The sequence below is a fragment of the Pseudomonas aylmerensis genome (genome assembly GCF_001702265.1).
GTDB lineage: Bacteria > Pseudomonadota > Gammaproteobacteria > Pseudomonadales > Pseudomonadaceae > Aquipseudomonas > Aquipseudomonas aylmerensis.
Genome location: NZ_MAUE01000003.1, coordinates 157,154 through 179,085 on the forward strand (window position 1 = coordinate 157,154; position 21,932 = coordinate 179,085).

At 61.8% G+C, this 21,932-nt stretch carries 17 protein-coding genes; 14 read left to right on the forward strand and 3 right to left on the reverse strand.

Annotated features, from left to right (window positions below):
* Positions 1–13 precede the first annotated feature (13 nt).
* The 13 genes from rnr (at position 14) to BBG20_RS03140 (ending at position 18,387) form a co-directional block, all read left to right on the forward strand.
* Positions 14–2,647 carry a ribonuclease R gene (rnr, locus tag BBG20_RS03080; protein WP_065900134.1) on the forward strand — a complete coding sequence of 878 codons (2,634 nt, stop codon included), beginning with the start codon at positions 14–16 and terminating at the stop codon, positions 2,645–2,647.
* A complete protein-coding gene (gene rlmB, locus BBG20_RS03085; RefSeq protein ID WP_065900136.1) occupies positions 2,644–3,399 on the forward strand; it encodes a 23S rRNA (guanosine(2251)-2'-O)-methyltransferase RlmB in 756 nt (251 codons plus the stop codon). The genes rnr and rlmB overlap by 4 nt, the downstream gene beginning before the upstream one ends.
* Before the next feature lie 307 nt (positions 3,400–3,706).
* The gene (gene rpsF, locus BBG20_RS03090; protein ID WP_003236224.1) at positions 3,707–4,129 is read left to right on the forward strand and encodes a 30S ribosomal protein S6; all 423 of its coding nucleotides are present in this window, start codon (positions 3,707–3,709) and stop codon (positions 4,127–4,129) included.
* 28 nt (positions 4,130–4,157) lie between these two features.
* Positions 4,158–4,388: a 30S ribosomal protein S18 gene (rpsR, locus tag BBG20_RS03095; protein ID WP_002551829.1), complete on the forward strand. Its 231-nt coding sequence runs from the start codon at positions 4,158–4,160 to the stop codon at positions 4,386–4,388.
* Positions 4,389–4,424: 36 nt separating this feature from the next.
* Entirely contained in the window at positions 4,425–5,318 is an 894-nt protein-coding gene (locus BBG20_RS03100) for a YybS family protein (RefSeq protein WP_065900138.1), read from the forward strand.
* A gap of 18 nt (positions 5,319–5,336) precedes the next feature.
* Positions 5,337–5,783: a 50S ribosomal protein L9 gene (rplI, locus tag BBG20_RS03105; RefSeq protein WP_003171376.1), complete on the forward strand. Its 447-nt coding sequence runs from the start codon at positions 5,337–5,339 to the stop codon at positions 5,781–5,783.
* A gap of 110 nt (positions 5,784–5,893) precedes the next feature.
* Positions 5,894–7,291: a replicative DNA helicase gene (dnaB, locus tag BBG20_RS03110; protein ID WP_065900140.1), complete on the forward strand. Its 1,398-nt coding sequence runs from the start codon at positions 5,894–5,896 to the stop codon at positions 7,289–7,291.
* A gap of 189 nt (positions 7,292–7,480) precedes the next feature.
* Complete coding sequence (locus BBG20_RS03115; protein ID WP_065900141.1) at positions 7,481–9,784, forward strand: YgiQ family radical SAM protein; 2,304 nt, start codon at positions 7,481–7,483, stop codon at positions 9,782–9,784.
* Positions 9,785–10,004: 220 nt separating this feature from the next.
* The gene (locus BBG20_RS03120) at positions 10,005–10,925 is read left to right on the forward strand and encodes an NAD synthetase (protein WP_065900142.1); all 921 of its coding nucleotides are present in this window, start codon (positions 10,005–10,007) and stop codon (positions 10,923–10,925) included.
* Positions 10,922–11,371, forward strand: coding sequence for a hypothetical protein (locus tag BBG20_RS03125; RefSeq protein ID WP_065900143.1), 450 nt, complete (start codon positions 10,922–10,924; stop codon positions 11,369–11,371). The genes BBG20_RS03120 and BBG20_RS03125 overlap by 4 nt, the downstream gene beginning before the upstream one ends.
* A 187-nt stretch (positions 11,372–11,558) precedes the next feature.
* Positions 11,559–14,849: a transglutaminase family protein gene (locus BBG20_RS03130; protein WP_065900144.1), complete on the forward strand. Its 3,291-nt coding sequence runs from the start codon at positions 11,559–11,561 to the stop codon at positions 14,847–14,849.
* Positions 14,850–15,010: 161 nt separating this feature from the next.
* Complete coding sequence (locus BBG20_RS03135; RefSeq protein WP_065900148.1) at positions 15,011–17,497, forward strand: circularly permuted type 2 ATP-grasp protein; 2,487 nt, start codon at positions 15,011–15,013, stop codon at positions 17,495–17,497.
* Positions 17,497–18,387 (forward strand): transglutaminase family protein, encoded by an 891-nt coding sequence (locus tag BBG20_RS03140; protein ID WP_065900151.1) that lies wholly within the window; start codon positions 17,497–17,499, stop codon positions 18,385–18,387. The genes BBG20_RS03135 and BBG20_RS03140 overlap by 1 nt, the downstream gene beginning before the upstream one ends.
* Positions 18,388–18,606: 219 nt before the next feature.
* Here BBG20_RS03140 and BBG20_RS03145 read toward each other — a convergent pair whose 3' ends face one another.
* Positions 18,607–18,789, reverse strand: a complete 183-nt coding sequence (locus BBG20_RS03145) for a hypothetical protein (protein ID WP_065900153.1) — start codon at positions 18,787–18,789, stop codon at positions 18,607–18,609.
* A 332-nt stretch (positions 18,790–19,121) separates the two neighbouring features.
* Here BBG20_RS03145 and azu point away from each other — a divergent pair, with 332 nt between their 5' ends.
* Positions 19,122–19,568, forward strand: coding sequence for an azurin (gene azu / locus BBG20_RS03150; RefSeq protein ID WP_065900155.1), 447 nt, complete (start codon positions 19,122–19,124; stop codon positions 19,566–19,568).
* Between the two features lie 215 nt (positions 19,569–19,783).
* Here the strand turns inward: azu and nadE are convergent, their stop codons facing one another.
* On the reverse strand, positions 19,784–20,611 hold the full coding sequence (gene nadE, locus BBG20_RS03155) for an ammonia-dependent NAD(+) synthetase (RefSeq protein WP_065900157.1): 828 nt from the start codon (positions 20,609–20,611) through the stop codon (positions 19,784–19,786).
* Between the two features lie 3 nt (positions 20,612–20,614).
* Positions 20,615–21,829: a nicotinate phosphoribosyltransferase gene (pncB, locus tag BBG20_RS03160; protein WP_065900159.1), complete on the reverse strand. Its 1,215-nt coding sequence runs from the start codon at positions 21,827–21,829 to the stop codon at positions 20,615–20,617.
* Positions 21,830–21,932: the final 103 nt, after the last annotated feature.

A 21,932-nucleotide genomic window follows, 5' to 3' on the forward strand; every position in this document is an offset into this window, starting at 1 on the left:
TGAAAACTCTCTAATGGCCGATTGGCAGTCCCTCGATCCCGAGGCCGCTCGTGAAGCGGAAAAATATGAAAACCCTATTCCTAGCCGCGAACTGATCCTGGCGCATCTCGCCGATCGGGGTTCGCCTGCTAGCCGCGAGCAGTTGGTCGAAGAATTCGGTCTGACCACCGAAGACCAGCTCGAAGCCCTGCGCCGCCGCCTGCGCGCCATGGAGCGCGACGCTCAACTGATCTACACCCGCCGTGGCACCTATGCGCCTGTGGACAAGCTCGACCTGATCCTTGGCCGCATTGCCGGTCACCGTGACGGCTTCGGCTTCCTGATCCCGGATGATGGCAGTGACGACCTGTTCATGAGCCCGGCGCAGATGCGCCTGGTGTTCGATGGCGACCGTGCGCTGGCACGCGTTTCCGGCCTCGACCGTCGCGGTCGCCGTGAGGGCGTGATCGTCGAAGTGGTGTCCCGTGGTCACGAGACCATCGTCGGCCGTTACTTCGAAGAAGGCGGCATCGGCTTTGTGGTGCCGGATAACCCCAAGGTGCAGCAGGAAGTGCTGATCACCCCGGGCCGCAACGCCAACGCCAAGATCGGCCAGTTCGTCGAGGTGAAGATCACCCACTGGCCAACCCCGCGCTTCCAGCCGCAGGGCGACGTGATCGAAGTGGTCGGCAACTACATGGCGCCGGGCATGGAAATCGATGTCGCGCTGCGCACCTACGACATCCCTCACGTATGGCCTGAAGCCGTCGTGAAAGAAGCCCGCAAGCTCAAGCCCGAAGTGGAAGAGAAGGACAAAGAGAAGCGCATCGACTTGCGCCATCTGCCGTTCGTCACCATCGACGGCGAAGACGCGCGCGACTTCGACGACGCGGTCTACTGCGAAGCCAAGCCTGGCAAGTTGCGCCTGTTCTCCGGCGGCTGGAAGTTGTACGTAGCGATTGCCGACGTTTCCAGCTACGTGAAAATCGGCTCGGCACTGGACAACGAAGCCCAGGTGCGCGGCAACTCGGTGTACTTCCCCGAGCGCGTGATCCCGATGCTGCCGGAAGAATTGTCCAACGGCCTGTGCTCGCTGAACCCGAAAGTCGACCGTTTGGCCATGGTGTGCGAGATGACTATCTCGAAAACCGGCGAAATGACCGATTACCAGTTCTACGAAGCGGTTATCCACTCCCAGGCGCGCCTGACCTACAACAAGGTCAGCACCATCCTGGAAACGCCGAAGACCAGCGAAGCCAAGGCCCTGCGTACTGAATACGCCGGCGTCGTGCCGCACCTCAAGCAGCTGTATGCGTTGTACAAGGTGTTGCTGGGCGCGCGTCACGTGCGTGGCGCGATCGATTTTGAAACCCAGGAAACCCGGATTGTCTTCGGTTCCGAGCGCAAGATCGCCGCGATCACCCCGACCACCCGCAACGACGCGCACAAGCTGATCGAGGAATGCATGCTGGCGGCCAACGTGGCCACTGCTGAATTCCTGAAAAAGCACGAAATCCCTGCGTTGTACCGTGTGCACGACGGCCCGCCGCCGGAGCGCCTGGAAAAACTGCGCGCGTTCCTCGGCGAACTCGGCCTGTCCCTGCACAAAGGCAAGGACGGCCCGACGCCGAAGGACTACCAGGCTCTGCTTGCGAGCATCAAGGACCGTCCGGATTACCACGTGATTCAGACCGTGATGCTGCGCTCCCTGAGCCAGGCGGTGTACAGCGCCGATAATCAGGGCCACTTCGGCCTGAATTACGAGGCGTACACCCACTTCACTTCGCCGATCCGTCGTTACCCGGACTTGCTCACGCACCGGGCGATCCGCAGCGTGATCCACTCCAAGCAGAACACCCCGCACGTCAAGCGCGCCGGTGCCATGACCATTCCGAAGGCGCGGATCTATCCGTACGACGAAGCGGCCCTGGAACAGTTGGGCGAGCAGTGCTCCATGAGCGAGCGCCGCGCCGACGAAGCCACCCGCGACGTGGTGAACTGGCTCAAGTGCGAGTTCATGAAAGACCGCGTGGGCGAGTCGTTCCCGGGTGTGATCACTGCCGTGACCGGCTTTGGCCTGTTCGTCGAGCTGACCGACATCTACGTCGAGGGCCTGGTGCACGTCACCGCGTTGCCGGGCGACTACTACCACTTCGATCCTGTGCATCACCGCCTGGCGGGCGAGCGCACCGGTCGCAGCTTCCGCTTGGGCGACACGGTGGAAGTGCAGGTCATGCGCGTCGATCTCGACGAGCGCAAGATCGACTTCGGCATGCCTGACAAACCGGCCGAACCGACTGGCCGGAAAAAACGTGGCAGCGACACCGCAGCCCCGGCCGCCAAGGGCAAGGGGGCTCCTGCGAAAGCGGCGGCCACCGAGCCTGCGCCGGCCAAGGCGGGTCGTCGTTCGTCTGCCAAGGACAAGGCCCCCGAAGCCTATCGCCCAAGTGACGCAGCGGCGAAAAACGCCGAACTGCGCAAGAGCCGTGAGTTGAAGCAGCAGTTGCTCAACGAAGCCAAAAGCGGTGGTAAAGCGGCGTCTGGGGGAAAGTCCCACGGGGCGGAAAAGCCGTCGAGCAAGCCGAGTAAACACCGTAAAGGCCCGCCAAAAGCGGGTTCGGCCCCCGCGAAAAGCGGCGGGTCGCGCAAACCTAAGGCCAAGTCATGAGTCTGGAAAAAATCTACGGCGTACACGCCGTAGAAGCGTTGCTGCGTCACCATCCCAAGCGCGTCAAGCAAGTCTGGTTGGCCGAAGGTCGCAGCGAGCCGCGCGTGCAAGCGCTGGTCGAGCTGGCCACTGCCAACAAAGTCGCGATCGGCCAGGCCGAGCGGCGTGAAATGGACGTGTGGGTGGAAGGTGTCCACCAGGGCGTGGTCGCGGACGTGAGCCCGAGCCAGGTCTGGGGCGAAGCCATGCTTGACGAGCTGCTCGACCGTACCGAAGGTGCGCCGCTGCTGCTGGTGCTGGACGGCGTGACCGACCCGCACAACCTCGGTGCCTGCCTGCGTTCGGCGGATGCCGCCGGCGCGCTGGCAGTGATCGTGCCCAAGGACAAGTCGGCGACGTTGACGCCGGTTGTACGTAAAGTCGCCTGTGGCGCGGCGGAAGTGATTCCGCTGGTGGCCGTGACCAACCTCGCGCGTACCCTGGAGAAACTCCAGCAGCGCGGCCTGTGGGTCGTGGGCACGGCGGGAGAGGCCGAGGTCAGCATCTATGACCAGGACCTCACCGGCCCGACCATCCTGATCATGGGCGCCGAAGGCAAAGGCATGCGTCGCCTGACCCGTGAGCATTGCGACTACCTGGTGCACCTGCCGATGGCCGGCAGCGTCAGCAGTCTCAACGTATCGGTCGCAACGGGCGTCTGCCTGTTCGAAGCCCAGCGCCAGCGCGGCGCCAAGGCTAAAGCCAAGAAATAAACAAGTCTGGCGCAGGTCAAAATGTGGGAGGGGGCTTGCTCCCGAATACGGTGTATCAGCCAGTGCATTGGGTGACTGGCACACCGCTTTCGGGAGCAAGCCACCTCCCACATTTGTTTTTGTGGTGTATGGGCGCTGTTCAAATAATCACCAATCACCTTGCACCCTTTCTCCCCCTTCTCTACAATTGCGCCCCTTGCCTTCCTGGCAGGCACCGATGTGCCTCCCTGCGGCAAGATCCATAAGTGTCATTCACTCCTTGTCTGACCGTTTTTGAGCGGCAGGCTACAACCCGTAAGGAGCATTCATGCGTCATTACGAAATCATCTTTTTGGTCCACCCGGATCAAAGCGAGCAAGTCGGCGGCATGGTTGAGCGTTACACCAAGCTGATCGAAGAAGACGGCGGCAAAATCCACCGTCTGGAAGATTGGGGCCGTCGTCAACTGGCCTACGCAATCAACAATGTTCACAAGGCTCACTACGTGATGCTGAACGTTGAGTGCACTGGCAAGGCCCTGGCCGAGCTGGAAGACAACTTCCGCTACAACGATGCAGTGATCCGTAACCTGGTCATCCGTCGCGAAGAAGCCGTTACCGGCCAATCCGAGATGCTCAAGGCTGAAGAAAACCGCAGTGAGCGCCGTGAGCGTCGCGACCGTCCTGAGCACGAAGGCGCTGATAGCGCTGACAGTGATGACAGCGACAACAGCGATAACGCTGACGAGTAATCCACGGACCTTTTAAGGAGCCTATCAAATGGCACGTTTCTTCCGTCGTCGTAAATTCTGCCGCTTCACCGCTGAAGACGTGAAAGAGATCGATTACAAAGATCTCAACACTCTGAAAGCCTACGTATCCGAGACCGGCAAAATCGTTCCAAGCCGTATCACCGGTACCAAAGCACGTTATCAGCGTCAGCTGGCCACCGCTATCAAGCGCGCCCGCTTCCTGGCCCTGCTGGCCTACACCGACAGCCACGGCCGCTGAGACCGGGCAGTCGACAAGTAGTAAGGGATTGAATGCATGCGCGCCTTAGCTGAGTTCATCATGCGCGGTCGTGTGCAGGCCACTCTGGTAGTGGCTGGATGTGCGGCATTGCCGTTGCTTTATTGGTTGGGTGCTGCCGCAGGTTGCCTTGTGCTCCTGCGGCGCGGTTTGAAGGACGCCCTTGGCGTTCTCGCCCTGGGACTGCTGCCGGCCTTGGTCTGGTGGCTGCAATTCGACGATCCACGCGTGCTTCTGGTACTGCTGGGGTCATCGAGCCTTGCGTTGGTTTTACGCGCAAGCGAGTCCTGGGTCCGCACGCTGCTGGTCAGCGTGGCATTGGGGTTGGTGTACTCAGTAATGCTTGGCGCGGCTTTCCGCCCGCATATCGAGGCGCTGGCGCAGGAGATCGTCAAGATCCTGCCGCTGGCCCTCGGGGATCTCTACCAGCAGTTGACGGTAGATGAGCGAGCGCGCCTTGCGGCACTGATTGCACCGGTCCTGACCGGCCTGATAGCGGCACTGTTGCAGATCGTCAGCGTGCTGAGCCTGATTCTTGGGCGTTATTGGCAGGCGTTGTTGTACAACCCGGGTGGTTTTGGTCGCGAATTTCGCAGTATCAGAATCCCTGCGGGGCCGGCGATGTTGCTGCTGGCGTGCATGGTTGTCGGACCGAACTTCGGTCCACAGATGGCCTTGCTGGCGCCGATTTGCAGCGTACCGCTGGTGTTTGCCGGACTGGCCCTGATTCACGGGCTGGTTGCGCGAAAGCGCCTGGCCAAGTTCTGGCTGGTGGGGTTGTACGTCACGCTGTTGCTGTTCATGCAGCTGATCTATCCGTTACTCGTGGTCTTGGCCATTGTCGACGGCCTGATTGATTTTCGCGGTCGTCTCGCGTCGAAAGACGCCGATAACGCGAACGGTGAAGGTTAAAAGTTAGAGGATTTTCACATGCAACTGATCCTTCTGGAAAAAGTCGCCAACCTGGGCAACCTGGGCGACAAAGTGAACGTTAAGGCCGGCTACGGTCGTAACTACCTGCTGCCATACGGCAAAGCCACCGCTGCAACCGCTGCCAACCTGGCTGCGTTTGAAGAGCGTCGCGCTGAGCTGGAAAAAGCCGCAGCAGACAAAAAAGCGTCGGCCGAAACTCGCGCTGCCCAACTGGCTGAGCTGGAAGTGACTATCACTGCCACCGCCGGTGACGAAGGCAAGCTGTTCGGTTCGATCGGCACCCACGACATCGCTGATGCACTGACCGCCTCCGGCGTTGAAGTGCAGAAGAGCGAAGTTCGTCTGCCGAACGGCACCATCCGCAACGTAGGCGAATTCGACGTAGCCGTGCACCTGCACGCTGAAGTTGAAGCCACCGTACGCGTTGTCGTGGTAGCAGCTTAAGCAGCACCTAACTGACTGGCACCTCGCGTGCCAGGCGGTTAACATCGGGCACGATCCTGTTTACAGGTCGTGCCTTTTGTTTTTCTACAAACCCCTAATTCCAAGTGGCCATGAACGATATTTCAGCTCCTGAGCAATACGATCTGCAAACCGCTGCCCTGAAGGTGCCGCCGCATTCCATCGAGGCCGAACAGGCTGTGCTCGGTGGCCTGATGCTGGACAACAACGCCTGGGAACGCGTGCTGGATCAAGTCTCGGACGGTGATTTCTATCGGCATGACCATCGCCTGATCTTCCGTGCCATTGCCAAGCTGGCCGACCAGAACTCGCCGATCGACGTGGTGACCCTGGCCGAACAGCTGGACAAGGAAGGCCAGACCTCCCAGGTCGGCGGCCTGGGTTATCTCGGCGAGCTGGCGAAAAACACGCCGTCCGTCGCCAACATCAAGGCGTATGCGCAGATCGTTCGCGAGCGCGCCACGCTGCGCCAACTGATCGGCATCAGCACCGAGATCGCCGACAGTGCCTTCAACCCCGAAGGCCGTACCGCCGCCGAGATTCTCGACGAAGCCGAGCGCCAGATCTTCCAGATCGCCGAAGCGCGTCCTAAGACCGGCGGCCCGGTAGGCGTCAACGAGCTGTTGACCAAGGCCATCGACCGTATCGACACGTTGTTCAACACCGACAACGCCATCACCGGTATCTCCACCGGCTACACCGACCTCGACGAGAAAACCAGCGGCCTGCAGCCGGCTGACTTGATCATCGTCGCCGGCCGTCCATCCATGGGTAAAACCACCTTTGCGATGAACCTGGTGGAAAACGCGGTGTTGCGCAGCGACAAGACGGTACTGGTGTACTCCCTCGAGATGCCAGGCGAATCGCTGGTCATGCGTATGCTTTCCTCGCTCGGCCGTATCGACCAGACCAAGGTGCGTGCCGGTCGCCTGGAAGACGACGATTGGCCGCGCCTGACCTCGGCGGTCAACCTGCTCAACGACCGCAAGTTGTTCATCGATGACACCGCCGGTATCAGCCCGTCCGAGATGCGCGCACGTACCCGCCGCCTGGTGCGCGAGCACGGCGACATCGCCTTGATCATGATCGACTACCTGCAGTTGATGCAGATCCCGGGCTCCAGCGGCGACAACCGGACCAACGAAATTTCCGAAATCTCGCGGTCCCTGAAGGCCCTGGCCAAGGAATTCAACTGCCCGGTGGTGGCGCTGTCCCAGCTCAACCGTTCCCTGGAACAACGTCCCAACAAGCGCCCGGTGAACTCCGACTTGCGTGAATCCGGAGCGATCGAGCAGGACGCCGACGTCATCATGTTCGTGTACCGCGACGAGGTGTACCACCCCGAAACCGAGCACAAGGGCATTGCCGAGATCATCATCGGCAAGCAGCGGAACGGGCCGATCGGCTTTATCCGCCTGGCGTTCATCGGCAAGTACACGCGTTTCGAGAACCTGGCTCCAGGTAGTTACAACTTCGACGACGACGAGTAAGCCCCAGCGCCTTCAACGGCCTCATCGCCGGCACGCCAGCGGCCACATCTGGATGTATTCACTAATCAGTGTGGGAGCGGGCTTGCCCCCGATGGCTTCAGCACAATTCCGACTGTTGCCGTCGGAATTGGTCAAAATTTGTGCTATATTCCGCGCCCGCGATTTTTCATCTCAACACCGGTCACCGTCATGCAAACAGCCAAGCCGTTATTTGACTATCCCAAGTACTGGGCCGAATGTTTCGGTCCTGCGCCATTCCTGCCAATGAGCAGGGAGGAGATGGATCAGCTTGGCTGGGATTCCTGCGACATCATCATCGTCACCGGTGATGCGTACGTGGACCACCCATCGTTCGGCATGGCCATCATCGGCCGGCTGCTGGAGTCCCAGGGCTTTCGCGTCGGTATCATTGCCCAGCCGAACTGGCAGTCCAAAGACGACTTCATGAAGCTTGGCGAGCCGAACCTGTTCTTCGGCGTCGCGGCCGGCAACATGGACTCGATGATCAACCGCTACACCGCCGACAAGAAAATCCGTTCCGACGACGCCTACACCCCTGGCGGCATGGCCGGCAAACGCCCGGACCGCGCGAGCCTGGTGTACAGCCAGCGTTGCAAGGAAGCCTACAAGAACGTGCCGATCGTGCTCGGTGGCATCGAAGCCTCCCTGCGCCGCATCGCCCACTACGACTACTGGCAGGACCGTGTGCGCAACTCGATCCTGATCGACGCCACCGCCGATATCCTGCTGTACGGCAACGCCGAGCGCGCTATCGTCGAAGTGGCCCAGCGCCTGTCGTGGGGTCACAAGATCGAAGACATCACCGACGTGCGCGGCACCGCGTTCATTCGTCGTGATACGCCGGCAGGCTGGTATGAAGTGGACTCCACGCGGATCGACCGTCCGGGCAAGATCGACAAGATCATCAACCCGTACGTGAACACCCAGGACACCCAGGCCTGCGCCATCGAGCAGGAAAAAGGCCCGCAGGACGATCCGGAAGAAGCCAAGGTCGTGCAGATCCTGGCCAGCCCGAAGATGACCCGCGACAAGACCGTGATCCGCCTGCCATCGGTGGAAAAGGTCCGTGGCGACGCGGTGCTGTATGCACACGCCAACCGCGTGCTGCACTTGGAAACCAACCCGGGCAACGCCCGCGCGCTGGTGCAGAAGCACGGTGAAGTGGACGTGTGGTTCAACCCGCCGCCGATTCCGATGACCACCGAAGAAATGGACTACGTGTTTGGCATGCCTTACGCCCGCGTTCCGCACCCGGTGTACGGCAAGGAAAAGATCCCGGCTTACGACATGATCCGTTTCTCGGTGAACATCATGCGTGGCTGCTTCGGCGGCTGCACTTTCTGCTCGATCACCGAGCACGAAGGTCGCATCATCCAGAACCGTTCCGAAGAGTCGATCATCCGCGAAATCGAAGAGATCCGCGATAAAGTGCCGGGTTTCACCGGCGTGATCTCCGACCTCGGCGGCCCGACCGCGAACATGTACCGCATCGCCTGCAAGAGCCCGGAAATCGAATCCGCGTGCCGCAAGCCGTCGTGCGTGTTCCCGGGTATCTGCCCGAACCTGAACACCGACCACTCCTCCTTGATCCAGCTGTACCGCAGCGCCCGCGCGTTGCCGGGGGTGAAGAAGATTTTGATCGCTTCCGGCCTGCGCTACGACCTCGCGGTCGAGTCGCCGGAGTACGTCAAGGAGCTGGTCACCCACCACGTCGGTGGTTACCTCAAGATCGCCCCGGAACATACCGAGGAAGGTCCGCTCAACCAGATGATGAAGCCGGGCATTGGCAGCTATGACAAGTTCAAGCGCATGTTCGAGAAGTACACCAAGGAAGCGGGCAAGGAGCAGTACCTGATCCCGTATTTCATCGCCGCCCACCCGGGCACCACCGATGAAGACATGATGAACCTGGCCTTGTGGCTCAAGGGCAACGGCTTCCGCGCCGACCAGGTGCAGGCGTTCTACCCGTCGCCGATGGCCACCGCCACCGCGATGTACCACTCGGGCAAGAACCCGCTGCGCAAGGTCACCTACAAGAGCGACGCGGTGACCATCGTCAAGAGCGAAGAGCAGCGCCGCCTGCACAAGGCCTTCTTGCGCTACCACGACCCGAAAGGCTGGCCGATGCTGCGTGAGGCGCTGACCCGCATGGGCCGTGCCGATTTGATCGGCCCGGGCAAGGACCAACTGATCCCGCTGCATCAGCCGAGCACCGACAGCTACCAGAGCGCGCGTCGCAAGAACTCGACGCCGGCCGGCAGCCACAAGGTTGCCAAGGAAACCACCACCCGGATCCTCACCCAGCACACCGGCCTGCCACCGCGTGGCAGCGACGGCAGCAACCCGTGGGACAAGCGCGAGCAAGCCAAGGCCGCCGCCCAGGCGCGCAACAAGCAGGCAGCCAAGGAACGCGCGGATGCGGCCAAGGGCAAGGGCGGCAAGCCTGCGCGCAAGCCGGTCGTGCCGCGCTGATCGCAACCTGAAAATGCAAAACGCCAGCCTCGTGCTGGCGTTTTGCTTTCTATTCGCTGGCGTACCTGTTTGTTAAGGTGGCGCCCATTGAATCGCCTTCGCGAGCAAGCCCGCTCCCACATTTGTCCGAGTTCCAGCATGAGAATGCGCGCGAATGTGGGAGCGGGCTTGCTCGCGAAGGCGTCAGTTCAGGCACCCTTCATTTCAAGGAAGAACACCCATGAGCAACCCCCTGCTCAACATTGGCATGGACTCCAACCGCTCCCAATTCATGGCGCGCCAGCGCATCGAAAGCCAGATCAACCTGCCGCGCCTGTTCGCTGCCATCGATGCCGACCCCGCCATTGTCGGTGCCGGTGTTGTGTATATCGATGCCGAGTTCAACGTCGTCACTCTGCGCGAATTCCAGCCTATCTGCAGCATCGCACCCAAGCGGTTGATCCTGCGTGAGGCACAGAAGTACATCGCGCCAACGCAATTCGCCCAACAGGTGCAAGACAACCCGCGTGAGTCCCGGCTGGTGGGCGAAGCGGTCAATACCACGCTGTCGTGTGCCGGCGCGGTCATCGGTTGGATTGTGGTGCTCAGTGGTTCCGTCGCGGTCCCGTTTTCGGCAGGCGCCAGTTCGGTGGTCGTGGCGCTTGGCTACACGGCTGCGGCAGCCAGTTCCGTGCAGTGTTTTGCCAGCGGCTATCGCACGGTCAATGAGATCCGTAACCCCGCGCGCAATGATCAGCTCGACAGTGAGGAGTGGTACCAATACACCATGATTGCCCTGGATGCGGCGTCGTTGGTCGGGGTAGGTTCATCGGCGCTGGCAACGGTCAAGCTGGTGCGGCTGAATAAGGCCGCCACCGGAAAAAGTGTGAGGGAGGTGCTCAGGGGCCTGAATCGACAGGAGCGCGCCAAGTTGACCAAAGAGCTGTTGAGCATCAACGATCCACGCCTGACGTCCAAGATGATCAAGCTGAAGCAGTTGTCGGGCGAGTTGCCTAAGCGGTTCACGCCCACCGAGGTCAAACATGCAACGGTCACGCAGATCAAGGATGCCTTGGGCGCAGTCATTGGTTTTACCGGCAGCGCAGTGTCGGGGAACGTGCGCACAATTGCCGTAGGGCTGTATGAGGAGGCCGAGCAATGAACGAACTGCCCAGCATTCGCAGTTTTCTGTCGACGTATTTCCCGGTCTTCATGGGGGCGATATTTGCCTCGATTTTCACCCTCGTGTTTACGGTTCCGGTGTTCTTCGACAGCTATATGCCCAGCCTGTCCATGGCAGATAACGCCAAGTACGCCTTCCTGGTGGGTATCGCGCTCACGCTAATCATCGTGCACTGCAATTTCATGATCGCCCGCGGGCATCCCCAATGGACGTGGCCGGTCGTGGTGCTTTTGGGGGTGTGCTTTCTGAGTGTACTGCCAACCCTCAATGATCAACCGAATGCGCTGATGTATGCCTTGAGCCTCGTGTTCCCATTGCTTGGGCTATTGCTGTTCAACAGCAAGCGTCACCGTGAAATGCGCCAGAAACTGGTCGAAGTTCGCCTCCTGCGCGAAGCCATCAGCGCCCGCCAAAAAGCTCGCTGACTGGGTAGATTCACCACCCCCGCTCACATGACCGCCACATAAATGTGCAACCCTCGCACCATTACCGCAGCCACGGCGCCGTTTTGGTGCTGTACTGCACCGGGTCCCACGATAAAGCGCAATGACCGCCGCTCTGGCATAAGTCTTGCGCGCGTTGTGTCCATGCCCTGGCTCGCAGGAGGCCGCCGTGTCGATTCATGTCGCGTTGCACCACGTTACGCATTACCGCTATGACCGCGCTGTCGAACTCGGCCCACAGATCGTGCGTTTGCGCCCGGCGGCTCATAGCCGCACGCGGATTTTGTCCTACGCGCTGAAAGTGCTGCCCGAGCAGCACTTCATCAATTGGCAGCAGGACCCCCAGGGCAATTACCTGGCGCGCCTGGTGTTTCCGGAAAAGACCGACGAGTTGCGCATCGAAGTCGACCTGGTCGCCGAGATGGCGGTGTTCAACCCATTCGACTTTTTCCTCGAGCCCTACGCCGAAAAAATCCCGTTCACCTACGCCGCCGATGAACAGCGCGAGCTGGCGCCGTACCTGGAAACCCTGCCGCTGACGCCGAGATTTGCCGCCTACCTTGCCGGCATCGACCGTACGCCGCTGCCGGCCGTGGATTTCCTGGTCGGCCTCAACCAGCGCCTGGCTGCCGATATCGGTTACCTGATCCGCATGGAACCGGGCGTGCAGACCCCGGAATTTACCCTGGAAAACGCCTCCGGTTCCTGCCGCGATTCGGCCTGGCTGCTGGTGCAATTGTTGCGCAACCTGGGCTTGGCGGCGCGGTTTGTGTCCGGCTATCTGATCCAGCTCACCGCCGACGTCAAAGCCCTCGACGGCCCGTCCGGCACGGAGGTGGACTTCACCGACCTGCACGCCTGGTGCGAGGTGTATCTGCCCGGCGCCGGCTGGATTGGTCTGGATGCCACCTCCGGGCTGTTCGCCGGTGAAGGGCATATCCCGCTCGCTTGCAGTCCCGATCCATCATCCGCCGCGCCAATCAGTGGGTTGGTGGAACCCTGCGAGTGCGAATTTACCCACGAGATGTCGGTTGAACGCATTTGGGAAGCGCCACGCGTCACCAAGCCCTACACCGAAGAGCAATGGCTGGCGATCCAGGCCCTGGGCCGGCAGATTGACGGCGACCTGCTCAAGGATGACGTGCGCCTGACCATGGGCGGCGAGCCGACCTTCGTGTCCATCGACGACCCCGACGGCGCCGAGTGGAACACCGCCGCCCTCGGGCCCGACAAGCGACGGCTGTCCGCCGAGCTGTTCCAGCGCATGCGCAAGCACTATGCGCCCAAAGGCCTGGTGCACTTTGGCCAGGGCAAGTGGTACCCCGGCGAGCAACTGCCGCGTTGGTCGCTCAATTGTTACTGGCGCCGCGACGGCGTGCCGATCTGGCACAACAGCGCGCTGATCGCCGATGAACAACAGGACTACGGCGCCGATGGCGCGCTGGCCGGGCGTTTTCTGGCCAGTGTCGCCGAGCGTCTGAAGCTGCCGGCGCGTTTCGTGTTCCCGGCCTTCGAAGACAATTTCTATTACCTGTGGCGCGAAGGCGCGCTGCCGCAAAACGTCACCGCCCAAGACCCGCGCCTGAGTGATGACCTTGAGCGCGAACGCCTGCGCAAAGTGTTCAGCCAGGGCCTGGATAAAGTCATCGGCCAGGTGCTGCCGCTGGCGCGCACCGCCGCCAATGATCGCTGGCAGAGCGGGCGCTGGTACTTGCGCGATAACCATTGCCGGCTGGTGCCGGGCGATTCGCCGCTGGGCTATCGCTTGCCCTTGGCCTCGCAACCGTGGGTGACGGCGGCGGAATATCCCTTTGTGCATCCCACCGACCCGAACCAGGATCAGCCGGGGCTGCCGACAACCGCGCAACTGCAGAGCCACGGTGAACCCGCGCCGAGCGACGAGCGCGTGCCGAAGGTAGACGAGTCCGCCGACTGGCTGACCCGTACCGCCCTGTGCGCCGAGGCCAGGGAAGGGCGCCTGTACCTGTTTATGCCGCCGCTGGAGCGCGTGGAGGATTACCTGGAGCTGGTGGCCGCCATCGAAGCCACCGCCGAAGAGCTGCTTTGCCCGGTGCTGCTCGAAGGCTACGAGCCGCCGGCGGATACGCGCCTGAGCAACTTCCGCGTCACGCCGGACCCTGGTGTGATCGAGGTCAACGTGCAGCCGTCCGCCACCTGGGACGAGCTGGTGGAGCGCACCGAATTCCTCTACGAAGAGGCTCGGCAAACCCGGTTGACCACCGAGAAATTCATGATCGACGGCCGTCACACTGGCACCGGCGGCGGTAACCACTTTGTACTCGGCGGCGCCACGCCCAAGGATTCACCGTTCCTGCGCAGGCCGGATTTGCTGCGCAGTTTGATCAGCTACTGGCATAACCATCCTTCGCTTTCATACCTGTTTTCCGGGCTGTTCATCGGCCCGACTTCCCAGGCGCCACGGGTCGACGAAGCACGCAACGATGCGCTGTACGAGCTGGAAATCGCCTTCGCGCAAATGCCCGAACCGGGCGAGGAGTGTCCGCCGTGGTTGGTGGACCGCTTGCTGCGCAACCTGCTGATCGACGTGACTGGCAACACCCACCGCGCCGAGTTCTGCATCGACAAACTCTACTCACCGGATGGCGCCACCGGCCGCCTGGGCCTGCTGGAATTGCGCGCCTTTGAAATGCCGCCCCATGCGCGCATGAGCTTGACCCAGCAGCTGTTGCTGCGCGCGTTGGTCGCGCGCTTCTGGCGTGAACCCTATGCACCGCCAAAGCTGGCGCGCTGGGGCACCGAACTGCACGACCGTTTCCTGCTGCCGCACTTTATCGAGCAGGACTTTGCCGATGTGATCGTCGAACTCAATGCCGCCGGTTACCCACTGCGCGCCGAATGGTTTGCCGCGCACCTGGAATTCCGTTTTCCCAAGGTCGGCGACTACGCAGTCAGCGGCATCGAACTGGAATTGCGCCAGGCCCTGGAACCCTGGCATGTACTCGGTGAAGAGGGCGCGGTGGGCGGCACGGTGCGCTATGTCGATTCATCGCTGGAGCGCTTGCAGGTGAAGTTGAGCGGCTTGCCGCCGCAGCGTTATCTGCTGACCTGCAATGGCATCCCGGTGCCGCTGCAACCCACCGGGCGCGTCGGCGAGTTCGTTGCCGGCGTGCGTTACCGCGCCTGGCAACCGGCCAACTGTCTGCAACCGACCATCGCGGTGCATGCGCCGTTGGTATTCGATCTGCTCGACACCTGGATGCAGCGCTCCCTGGGCGGCTGCCAGTACCACGTGGCCCATCCGGGCGGGCGCAACTACGACAGCTTGCCGGTGAATGCCAATGAAGCCGAGAGCCGGCGGATGGCGCGGTTTTTCAGGTTGGGGCATACGCCTGGGAAGCTGCAGGTACCGACGATGATCATCAACGATGAGCTACCGATGACCCTGGATTTACGGCGTTTCCCCAATAAAAATGACTGAACGCGGTTCGAAAAATGTGGGAGCTGGCTTGCCTGCGATAGCGGTGTATCAGCCAGCCAATAAGATGACTGGAAAACCGCTGTCGCAGGCAAGCCAGCTCCCACATTGGATCGCAGTAAATTTGAGTTAATCTGACTTCCCTTGCCTCTGCCGAGCGTTCCATGCCCGACTTGCTCGACCGTTACCCGCTGACTGCGGGCACTTATCACGAACTGCTCGACGACAGCGGCGCGGTGCGTGCCCATTGGCAGCGCCTGCTCGATCACCTGCAGCGCAGCACTCCCGCGCAACTGGCCCAGCGCCAGGCGCTGCTGACCCGGCAGATCCAGGAAAATGGCGTAACCTACAACGTCTACGCCGACCCCAAGGGCGCTGACCGTCCGTGGGAATTGGACCTGTTGCCGCACGTACTGGCTGCCGATGAGTGGCAGCAGCTGGCAGCGGGTATCGCCCAGCGGGCGCGCCTGCTCAATGCGGTGCTGGCTGACCTGTATGGGCCGCAACGCTTGATCACCGAGGGCTTGCTGCCCGCTGAGCTGGTGTTCGGGCACAACAACTTCCTGTGGCCGTGCCAGGGCATCCAGCCGCCGGACGGGGCGTTCCTGCACCTGTATGCGGTGGATCTGGCGCGCACCCCGGATGGCCGTTGGTGGGTGACGGCCGACCGCACGCAAGCGCCGTCGGGGGCCGGCTATGCCCTGGAAAACCGTACCATCGTGTCGCGGGCGTTTCCGGACCTGTACCGCGACCTGCAGGTGCAGCACCTCACCGGTTTCTTCCGCACGCTGCAGGAAACCCTGGCCCGCCAAGCGCCCGGCGATGACCAGCCGCCGCTGATCGTGCTGCTCACACCCGGGCGTTTCAACGAGAGCTATTTCGAACACCTCTACCTCGCGCGCCAGCTCGGCTACCCGCTGGTGGAGGGCGGCGACCTCACCGTGCGCGACAGCACCGTCTTCCTCAAGACCCTCAGCGGCCTGCGCCGGGTGCACGCCATCATGCGGCGCCTGGATGACGACTTCTGCGACCCGCTGGAGCTGCGTACCGACTCGGCCCTCGGCGTGCCCGGCCTGCTCGACGCCGTGCGCCAGGGCAATGTGCTGGTGGCCAATGCCCTGGGCAGCGGCGTGCTGGAGTCGCCGGGGTTGCTCGGTTTCCTGCCGAAGATCAACCAGTTCCTGTTTGGCGAAGAGCTGATCCTGCCGTCCATCGCCACCTGGTGGTGCGGTGAAGCGCCGGTGCTGGCCGAAGCCCTGGAGAAATTGCCGGAGCTGCTGATCAAGCCGGCGTTTCCGTCGCAAAGCTTCACCCCGGTATTTGGCCGCGACTTGAATGACCAGCAGCGCCAGGCCCTCGCCGAACGCATGCGCGCGCGGCCTTACGCGTATGTCGCCCAAGAGCTGGCGCAGCTGTCCCAGGCGCCGGTGTGGCACACCGTGGATGATCACCTGCAGCACCGCGCCATCGGCATGCGTGTGTATGCAGTGGCCAGCGAGGATGGCTACCGCGTGCTGCCCGGCGGCCTGACCCGCGTGGCGGCCGAAGCCGATGCCGAGGTGGTGTCGATGCAACGCGGTGGCGCCAGCAAGGACACCTGGGTCCTCGGTGAACGGGCTGCCGGTGGCGAGCACTGGCGCGCGCAACGGGCGATTGGCGCGCATGATCTGGTGCGCCGCGACCCGTATCTACCGTCACGGGTGGTGGAAAACCTGTTCTGGTTCGGGCGTTATTGCGAGCGCTGCGATGACAGTGCGCGCTGGCTGCGCATTGTGCTCGCGCGCTACGTCGATGGCGACGATCCGTTGGCGCTGCAGGCCGCGGTCGAGCTGGGTGAGAACTTGCGTTTGTTGCCGGAGGAAGGCGAGTTGCCCGAGCGCCTGCTCGCGGCGTTGCTCGGCGATGACTGGCCGTCGAGCCTGCGTGCCAACCTGCAGCGCCTGCAGTGGGCGGCGTCGCAGGTGCGCGGCAAGTTGTCCCGCGAGAACTGGCAGGCCTTGGTCGAGCTGCAGCGCGAAGCCTTGGAGCTGGAAAGCGAAAGCCCGGATTTTGGCGAGTTGCTGGATTTTCTCAACCGCCTGGTGATGTCCCTGGCGGCGCTGTCCGGCTTTGCGCTGGACGACATGACCCGCGATGAAGGCTGGCGCTTTTTGATGATGGGCCGGCGCATCGAGCGCCTGCAATTTCTCAGCAGCAGCCTGGCGGCATTCCTGCGCGGCGTGGCGGTGTTCGACCAGGCGGGGCTGGAGTGGTTGCTGGAGTTGGGCAACAGCAGCATCACCTATCGTTCGCGTTACCTGGCGGTGCCGCAACTGATCCCGGTGCTGGACTTGTTGCTGCTGGATGAGCAGAACCCCCACGCCGTGCTGTTCCAGCTGAAACTGGTGAGCCGCACCTTGCGTCGCCTCAACGACGACTTCGGTGTGCCGCGCGAAACCGGCCTGGCGCCGTTGGTCGAGCGCCTCGCGCGTTTCGACCTGGGCTGCCTGGAAAACCCGCTGTTTGGCGAGTCCAGCGTGCGTGCCGCGCTGGAGGGGCTGGCCGACCTGTTGCAGGCGGTCGCCGATGAAAGCGGGCAAGTGTCGGACCGCCTGGCGTTGCGTCACTTTGCCCATGTGGATGATGTCAGCCAGCAAACGGTGTCGGTGTGATGAGTGCGCGCTACCAGATTTTCCACGATACCCACTACCACTACGACAGCCCGGTGTCCCTGGCCCAGCAGCTGGCGCACCTGTGGCCGCGCCCCTGCGCCTGGCAGCGCTGCAGCGCGCAGCAGCTGGAGATCAGCCCGCCGCCGTCTTCGCGTCGCGATGAGCTGGACGTGTTCGGCAACCCGATCACACGGCTGGCGTTCGAGCGGCCCCATGATGAATTGCTGGTGAATGCCGGGCTCACCGTCGAAGTGCTGGCGCGGCCGACGCTGGATTTCCAGCAGTCACCGCCTTGGGACCAGACCCGTGACAGCCTGACCTACAGCAGCCAGCCGCTGTCGCCACAGCTGGTCGAGGCGTGCCGCTATCGCTTCGAATCGCCCTATGTGCACCTGAAGAAAACCTTCGTCGAGTTTTCCGAGAGCTGTTTCCCTCCCGGCAAACCGTTGCTGTTGGGCGTGCAGGCCTTGATGGAAAAGATCTTCAGCGAATTTACCTTCGATGCCGAAGCCACCCAGGTCGCCACGCCGCTGGTGGAAGTGCTGGAGCGCCGGCGCGGCGTGTGCCAGGACTTCGCCCACCTGATGCTCGCGTGCCTGCGCTCGCGAGGCCTGGCGGCGCGGTATATCAGCGGTTATCTGTTGACCCAGCCACCGCCCGGCCAGCCACGGCTGATCGGCGCCGATGCGTCACATGCGTGGGTTTCGGTGTATTGCCCGGTCGCGGGGTGGGTGGATTTTGATCCGACGAACAATGTACAGCCGGCACTGGAACACATCACCCTGGCCTGGGGCCGGGACTTTTCCGATGTATCGCCGTTGCGCGGGGTGATCCTGGGGGGAGGCAGCCATGACCCGGAAGTGCGGGTGACGGTGATGCCGCTGGAGTGAGGATCGGGCTTCTTATTTGTGGCGGGCGGGCTTGCCCCGCGTTGGGCTGCACAGCAGCCCTGAAGTCTGATACTGCGGTCTATCTGATCTAACGGGGGATATATTGGGGCCGCTTCGCAGCCCAACGCGGGGCAAGCCCGCTCGCCACAACAAGCTCGCTTGTCACGGCAAGTCCGATAGCCACGACAAGCCCGCTTGCGACCTGGCGCAACAGATCAATTATTCAGCCGGGTCTTTCGGTGTCTCGGTGTCGTCAGTCGCTACTTCGCCTTCGGCATCCGGGTTCAGTGCGCCGGCTTCTTCATCTGCAGCGGCTTTCTTGCGTTGCAGCTTTTCCTCTTTCTTCTGCTCCTTGGCCAAGTCTCTCTGACGTTTGGCGAAGGAGTAATTAGGTTTGGCCATGGGCGATCCTCTAGGGTCGAAGGTGAGGGTGGGCGGCGCGCAGCTGCCTTGGGCCGTCATGGTAGCAGCTTCAAGGGGCGCTTGGCCTTCACTTACCGCAGGCGTACGCGGCCAGCAGGCCGTTGAACAGGTGATTGAGGCGCATGGTTCGGACTCCAAAGGGTGATGGGCCGATCATAGGCAGGTGTCGCTACTTTAGCTGGTAGATTGTGTTGATAAGTCTGATAGCCTAAAGTTGTATACAATCTGTTGATTCAGATCATAAGAATTTACGCCTGCATGAGGCACCCTTGTCGCAATACGCGTTTTTTAACCCTGCCTTGGAGATTCACATGTTTGCCAAACTCGTTGCTGTTTCCCTGCTGACTCTGGCGAGCGGCCAGTTGCTTGCTGCAGAGTGCAAGGTCACCGTCGACTCCACTGATCAAATGTCCTTCAACACCAAGGCCATTGAAATCGACAAAAGCTGCAAGACATTCACCGTTGAGCTGACTCACTCCGGCAACCTGCCGAAAAACGTCATGGGCCACAACTGGGTGCTGAGCTCCGCCGCCGACATGCCTGGCGTCGCCAGCGACGGCATGGCTGCCGGCATCGACAAGAACTACCTGAAAGATGGCGACACCCGCATCATCGCCCACACCAAGATCATCGGTGCTGGCGAGAACGATTCCGTGACCTTCGATGTGTCGAAACTGGCCGCCGGTACGGATTACGCGTTCTTCTGCTCGTTCCCAGGCCACATCTCGATGATGAAAGGCACTGTTGTCGTGAAGTAAGCCGACTACGGTCGAAAAAAAAGCGCCTTTTCAGGCGCTTTTTTTGTGGGCGGCGAAAACCTGTGGCGAGCGGGCTTGCCCCGCGTTGGGCTGCGAAGCGGCCCCAAAAACTGCCACATGGCTTGTGTGAATGACCGCGTTCAACTCACTGGGGCCGCTGCGCGGCCCAACGCGGGGCAAGCCCGCTCGCCACAGCGGCCCACTCACCACAGTGTTCACGGCGCGAACGGCATGACCCGCTTGTGCTCGGTCTTGCGGTAGGTGTCGCAGATGATCTTGAACGCTTCCTCACGCACCGGCTCACCATGCAGGAACGCATCGATCTCGGCGTAGGTCACCCCATGGGAGGCTTCGTCAGGCTTGCCTGGGGACAGGTCTTCGAGGTCGGCAGTCGGGATTTTCTCGACCAGCGACTCCGGCGCACCAAAGTGCCGCGCAATCGCGCGGACCTGGTTTTTCACCAGGCCACTCAGGGGGGCGAGGTCGCAGGCGCCGTCACCAAACTTGGTGAAAAAGCCCATCACGGCTTCCGCCGCATGGTCGGTGCCGATCACCAGGCCACCGGCCGCGCCGGCGATGGTGTACTGCGCGACCATGCGCATGCGCGCCTTGGTGTTGCCCAGCACGAAATCGCGGGACACCGCGGCCTTGCCTTCGAATGCCGCGACTTCATTGGCCAGCGACTTCACCGCCGGGCCGATGTTGACGGTGTGGCGCTCGTCCGGCTCGATAAAGTCCACCGATGCCTGGGCGTCGATTTCATCGAACTGGGTTTCGTAGGGCAGGCGCACGGCAATAAAACGGTAGGCTTCATCCCCGGTGCGGGTGCGCAGTTCCTGCATCGCGCGTTGGGCCAACAGGCCGGCGGTCAGGGAGTCGACGCCGCCGCTGATGCCCAGCACCAATGTCTTGAGCCCGGAATTGCGCAGGCAGTCCTGGATAAATGCCACACGCCTCGCAACTTCGGCTTCAAGGGCCGCCTGGTCTTTGAACGGTGCTTGGACCTTGAGCTGCTGCGCAATCTCACGCTGTACGGCTTGCATGATTCACTCCTTGCTGGAAAGGGCAGGTACTTTGAAAACGTGACGCAAATAGGCGACGAAATTCGGATCGGTGCAGTGGGTCTTGCCCGCTTCATCGGAGATTTTCGCGACGGGCTGGCCATTGCAGGCGGTCATTTTAAGCACGATGCTCATCGGTTCCACCCCTGGAATGTCACAGGTCAGGTTAGTGCCGATGCCGAAGCTCACATTGATCCGACCGCGCAGCGCACGGAAAATCTCCAGCGCCTTGGGCAACGACAGGCTGTCGGAGAACACCAGGGTCTTGCTCATCGGCTCGATGCCGAGCTTGTGGTAGTGGGCGATAGCTTTTTCTGCCCACTGCACCGGGTCACCGGAGTCGTGGCGCAGGCCGTCGAAGAGCTTGGCGAAGTACAAGTCGAAGTCGCCGAGGAACGCGTCGGTGGTGATGCAATCGGTCAAGGCGATGCCCAGCAGGCCACGGTATTCGCGGACCCAGCAGTCGAGGGCGGCGATCTGGCTGTCGATCAGGCGCGGGCCCAGTTGCTGGTGGGCCATGATCCATTCATGGGCCATGGTGCCAAGCGGCTTCATGTCGAACTCGCGGGCCAAATGCACGTTGCTGGTGCCGACAAAACGCCCGGGGAAGTCATGCTTGAGCACGCTGACCACTTCTTCCTGGACCCGGTAGGAAAAGCGCCGGCGCGTGCCGAAGTCGGCCACTTGCAGCTCAGACAGCTCGTCGCTGCTGGCGTTGGCGGTCAGCCAGTCGAACTTGCGGTACAGCTGCTCGCGGGCCTGTTCGAGGATCACGGTCTGGTAGCGGTAGCGGTTGCGCACTTCGCTGACGATGGCCAGCATCGGCACTTCAAACAGGATCACATGCAGCCACGGACCGCGCAGGCGGATAAACAGCTCGCCATTCTCGATACCGGTCTGCACATAACGCAGGTTGAAGCGGAACAGCCCGAGGAAGCGCAGGAAATCCGGCTTCATGAAGCTGATGCGCTCCAGGAAGCCCAGTTGGTCCGGGCTCAAGCTCAACTCGGCAAGGCGCTCGATCTGGTAGCGGATCTCCGCCAGGTACGGGCGCAAGTCTTCGCTGTTACGGCAACGAAATTCCCATTCAACTTCCACGTTCGGGTAGTTGTGCAGCACCGCCTGCATCATGGTCAGCTTGTAGAAGTCGGTGTCGAGCAGGTTCTGCACGATGCGATCGGCAAACACACTCTCGCTCATAACGGGAATCTCCAGACGGGTCGGCGATCGGCGCCGACCTTTACGCACAATTAAGGAAGGGGGCTAGTGGCGCATAGACCTGTGGGGTTTTGCCAGCGTTTTT

Excerpts from the sequence above, each read along its gene's own strand:
- rlmB (WP_065900136.1), top strand. The coding sequence starts at position 2,644 with ATGAGTCTGGAAAAAATCTACGGCGTACACGCCGTAGAAGCGTTGCTG.
- rplI (WP_003171376.1), top strand. The coding sequence starts at position 5,337 with ATGCAACTGATCCTTCTGGAAAAAGTCGCCAACCTGGGCAACCTGGGC.
- rpsR (WP_002551829.1), top strand. The coding sequence starts at position 4,158 with ATGGCACGTTTCTTCCGTCGTCGTAAATTCTGCCGCTTCACCGCTGAA.
- BBG20_RS03135 (WP_065900148.1), top strand. The coding sequence starts at position 15,011 with ATGCCCGACTTGCTCGACCGTTACCCGCTGACTGCGGGCACTTATCAC.
- nadE (WP_065900157.1), bottom strand. The coding sequence starts at position 20,611 with ATGCAAGCCGTACAGCGTGAGATTGCGCAGCAGCTCAAGGTCCAAGCA.
- rnr (WP_065900134.1), top strand. The coding sequence starts at position 14 with ATGGCCGATTGGCAGTCCCTCGATCCCGAGGCCGCTCGTGAAGCGGAA.
- rpsF (WP_003236224.1), top strand. The coding sequence starts at position 3,707 with ATGCGTCATTACGAAATCATCTTTTTGGTCCACCCGGATCAAAGCGAG.
- BBG20_RS03125 (WP_065900143.1), top strand. The coding sequence starts at position 10,922 with ATGAACGAACTGCCCAGCATTCGCAGTTTTCTGTCGACGTATTTCCCG.
- BBG20_RS03145 (WP_065900153.1), bottom strand. The coding sequence starts at position 18,789 with ATGGCCAAACCTAATTACTCCTTCGCCAAACGTCAGAGAGACTTGGCC.
- BBG20_RS03120 (WP_065900142.1), top strand. The coding sequence starts at position 10,005 with ATGAGCAACCCCCTGCTCAACATTGGCATGGACTCCAACCGCTCCCAA.
- BBG20_RS03140 (WP_065900151.1), top strand. The coding sequence starts at position 17,497 with ATGAGTGCGCGCTACCAGATTTTCCACGATACCCACTACCACTACGAC.
- BBG20_RS03115 (WP_065900141.1), top strand. The coding sequence starts at position 7,481 with ATGCAAACAGCCAAGCCGTTATTTGACTATCCCAAGTACTGGGCCGAA.
- pncB (WP_065900159.1), bottom strand. The coding sequence starts at position 21,829 with ATGAGCGAGAGTGTGTTTGCCGATCGCATCGTGCAGAACCTGCTCGAC.
- azu (WP_065900155.1), top strand. The coding sequence starts at position 19,122 with ATGTTTGCCAAACTCGTTGCTGTTTCCCTGCTGACTCTGGCGAGCGGC.
- BBG20_RS03100 (WP_065900138.1), top strand. The coding sequence starts at position 4,425 with ATGCGCGCCTTAGCTGAGTTCATCATGCGCGGTCGTGTGCAGGCCACT.
- dnaB (WP_065900140.1), top strand. The coding sequence starts at position 5,894 with ATGAACGATATTTCAGCTCCTGAGCAATACGATCTGCAAACCGCTGCC.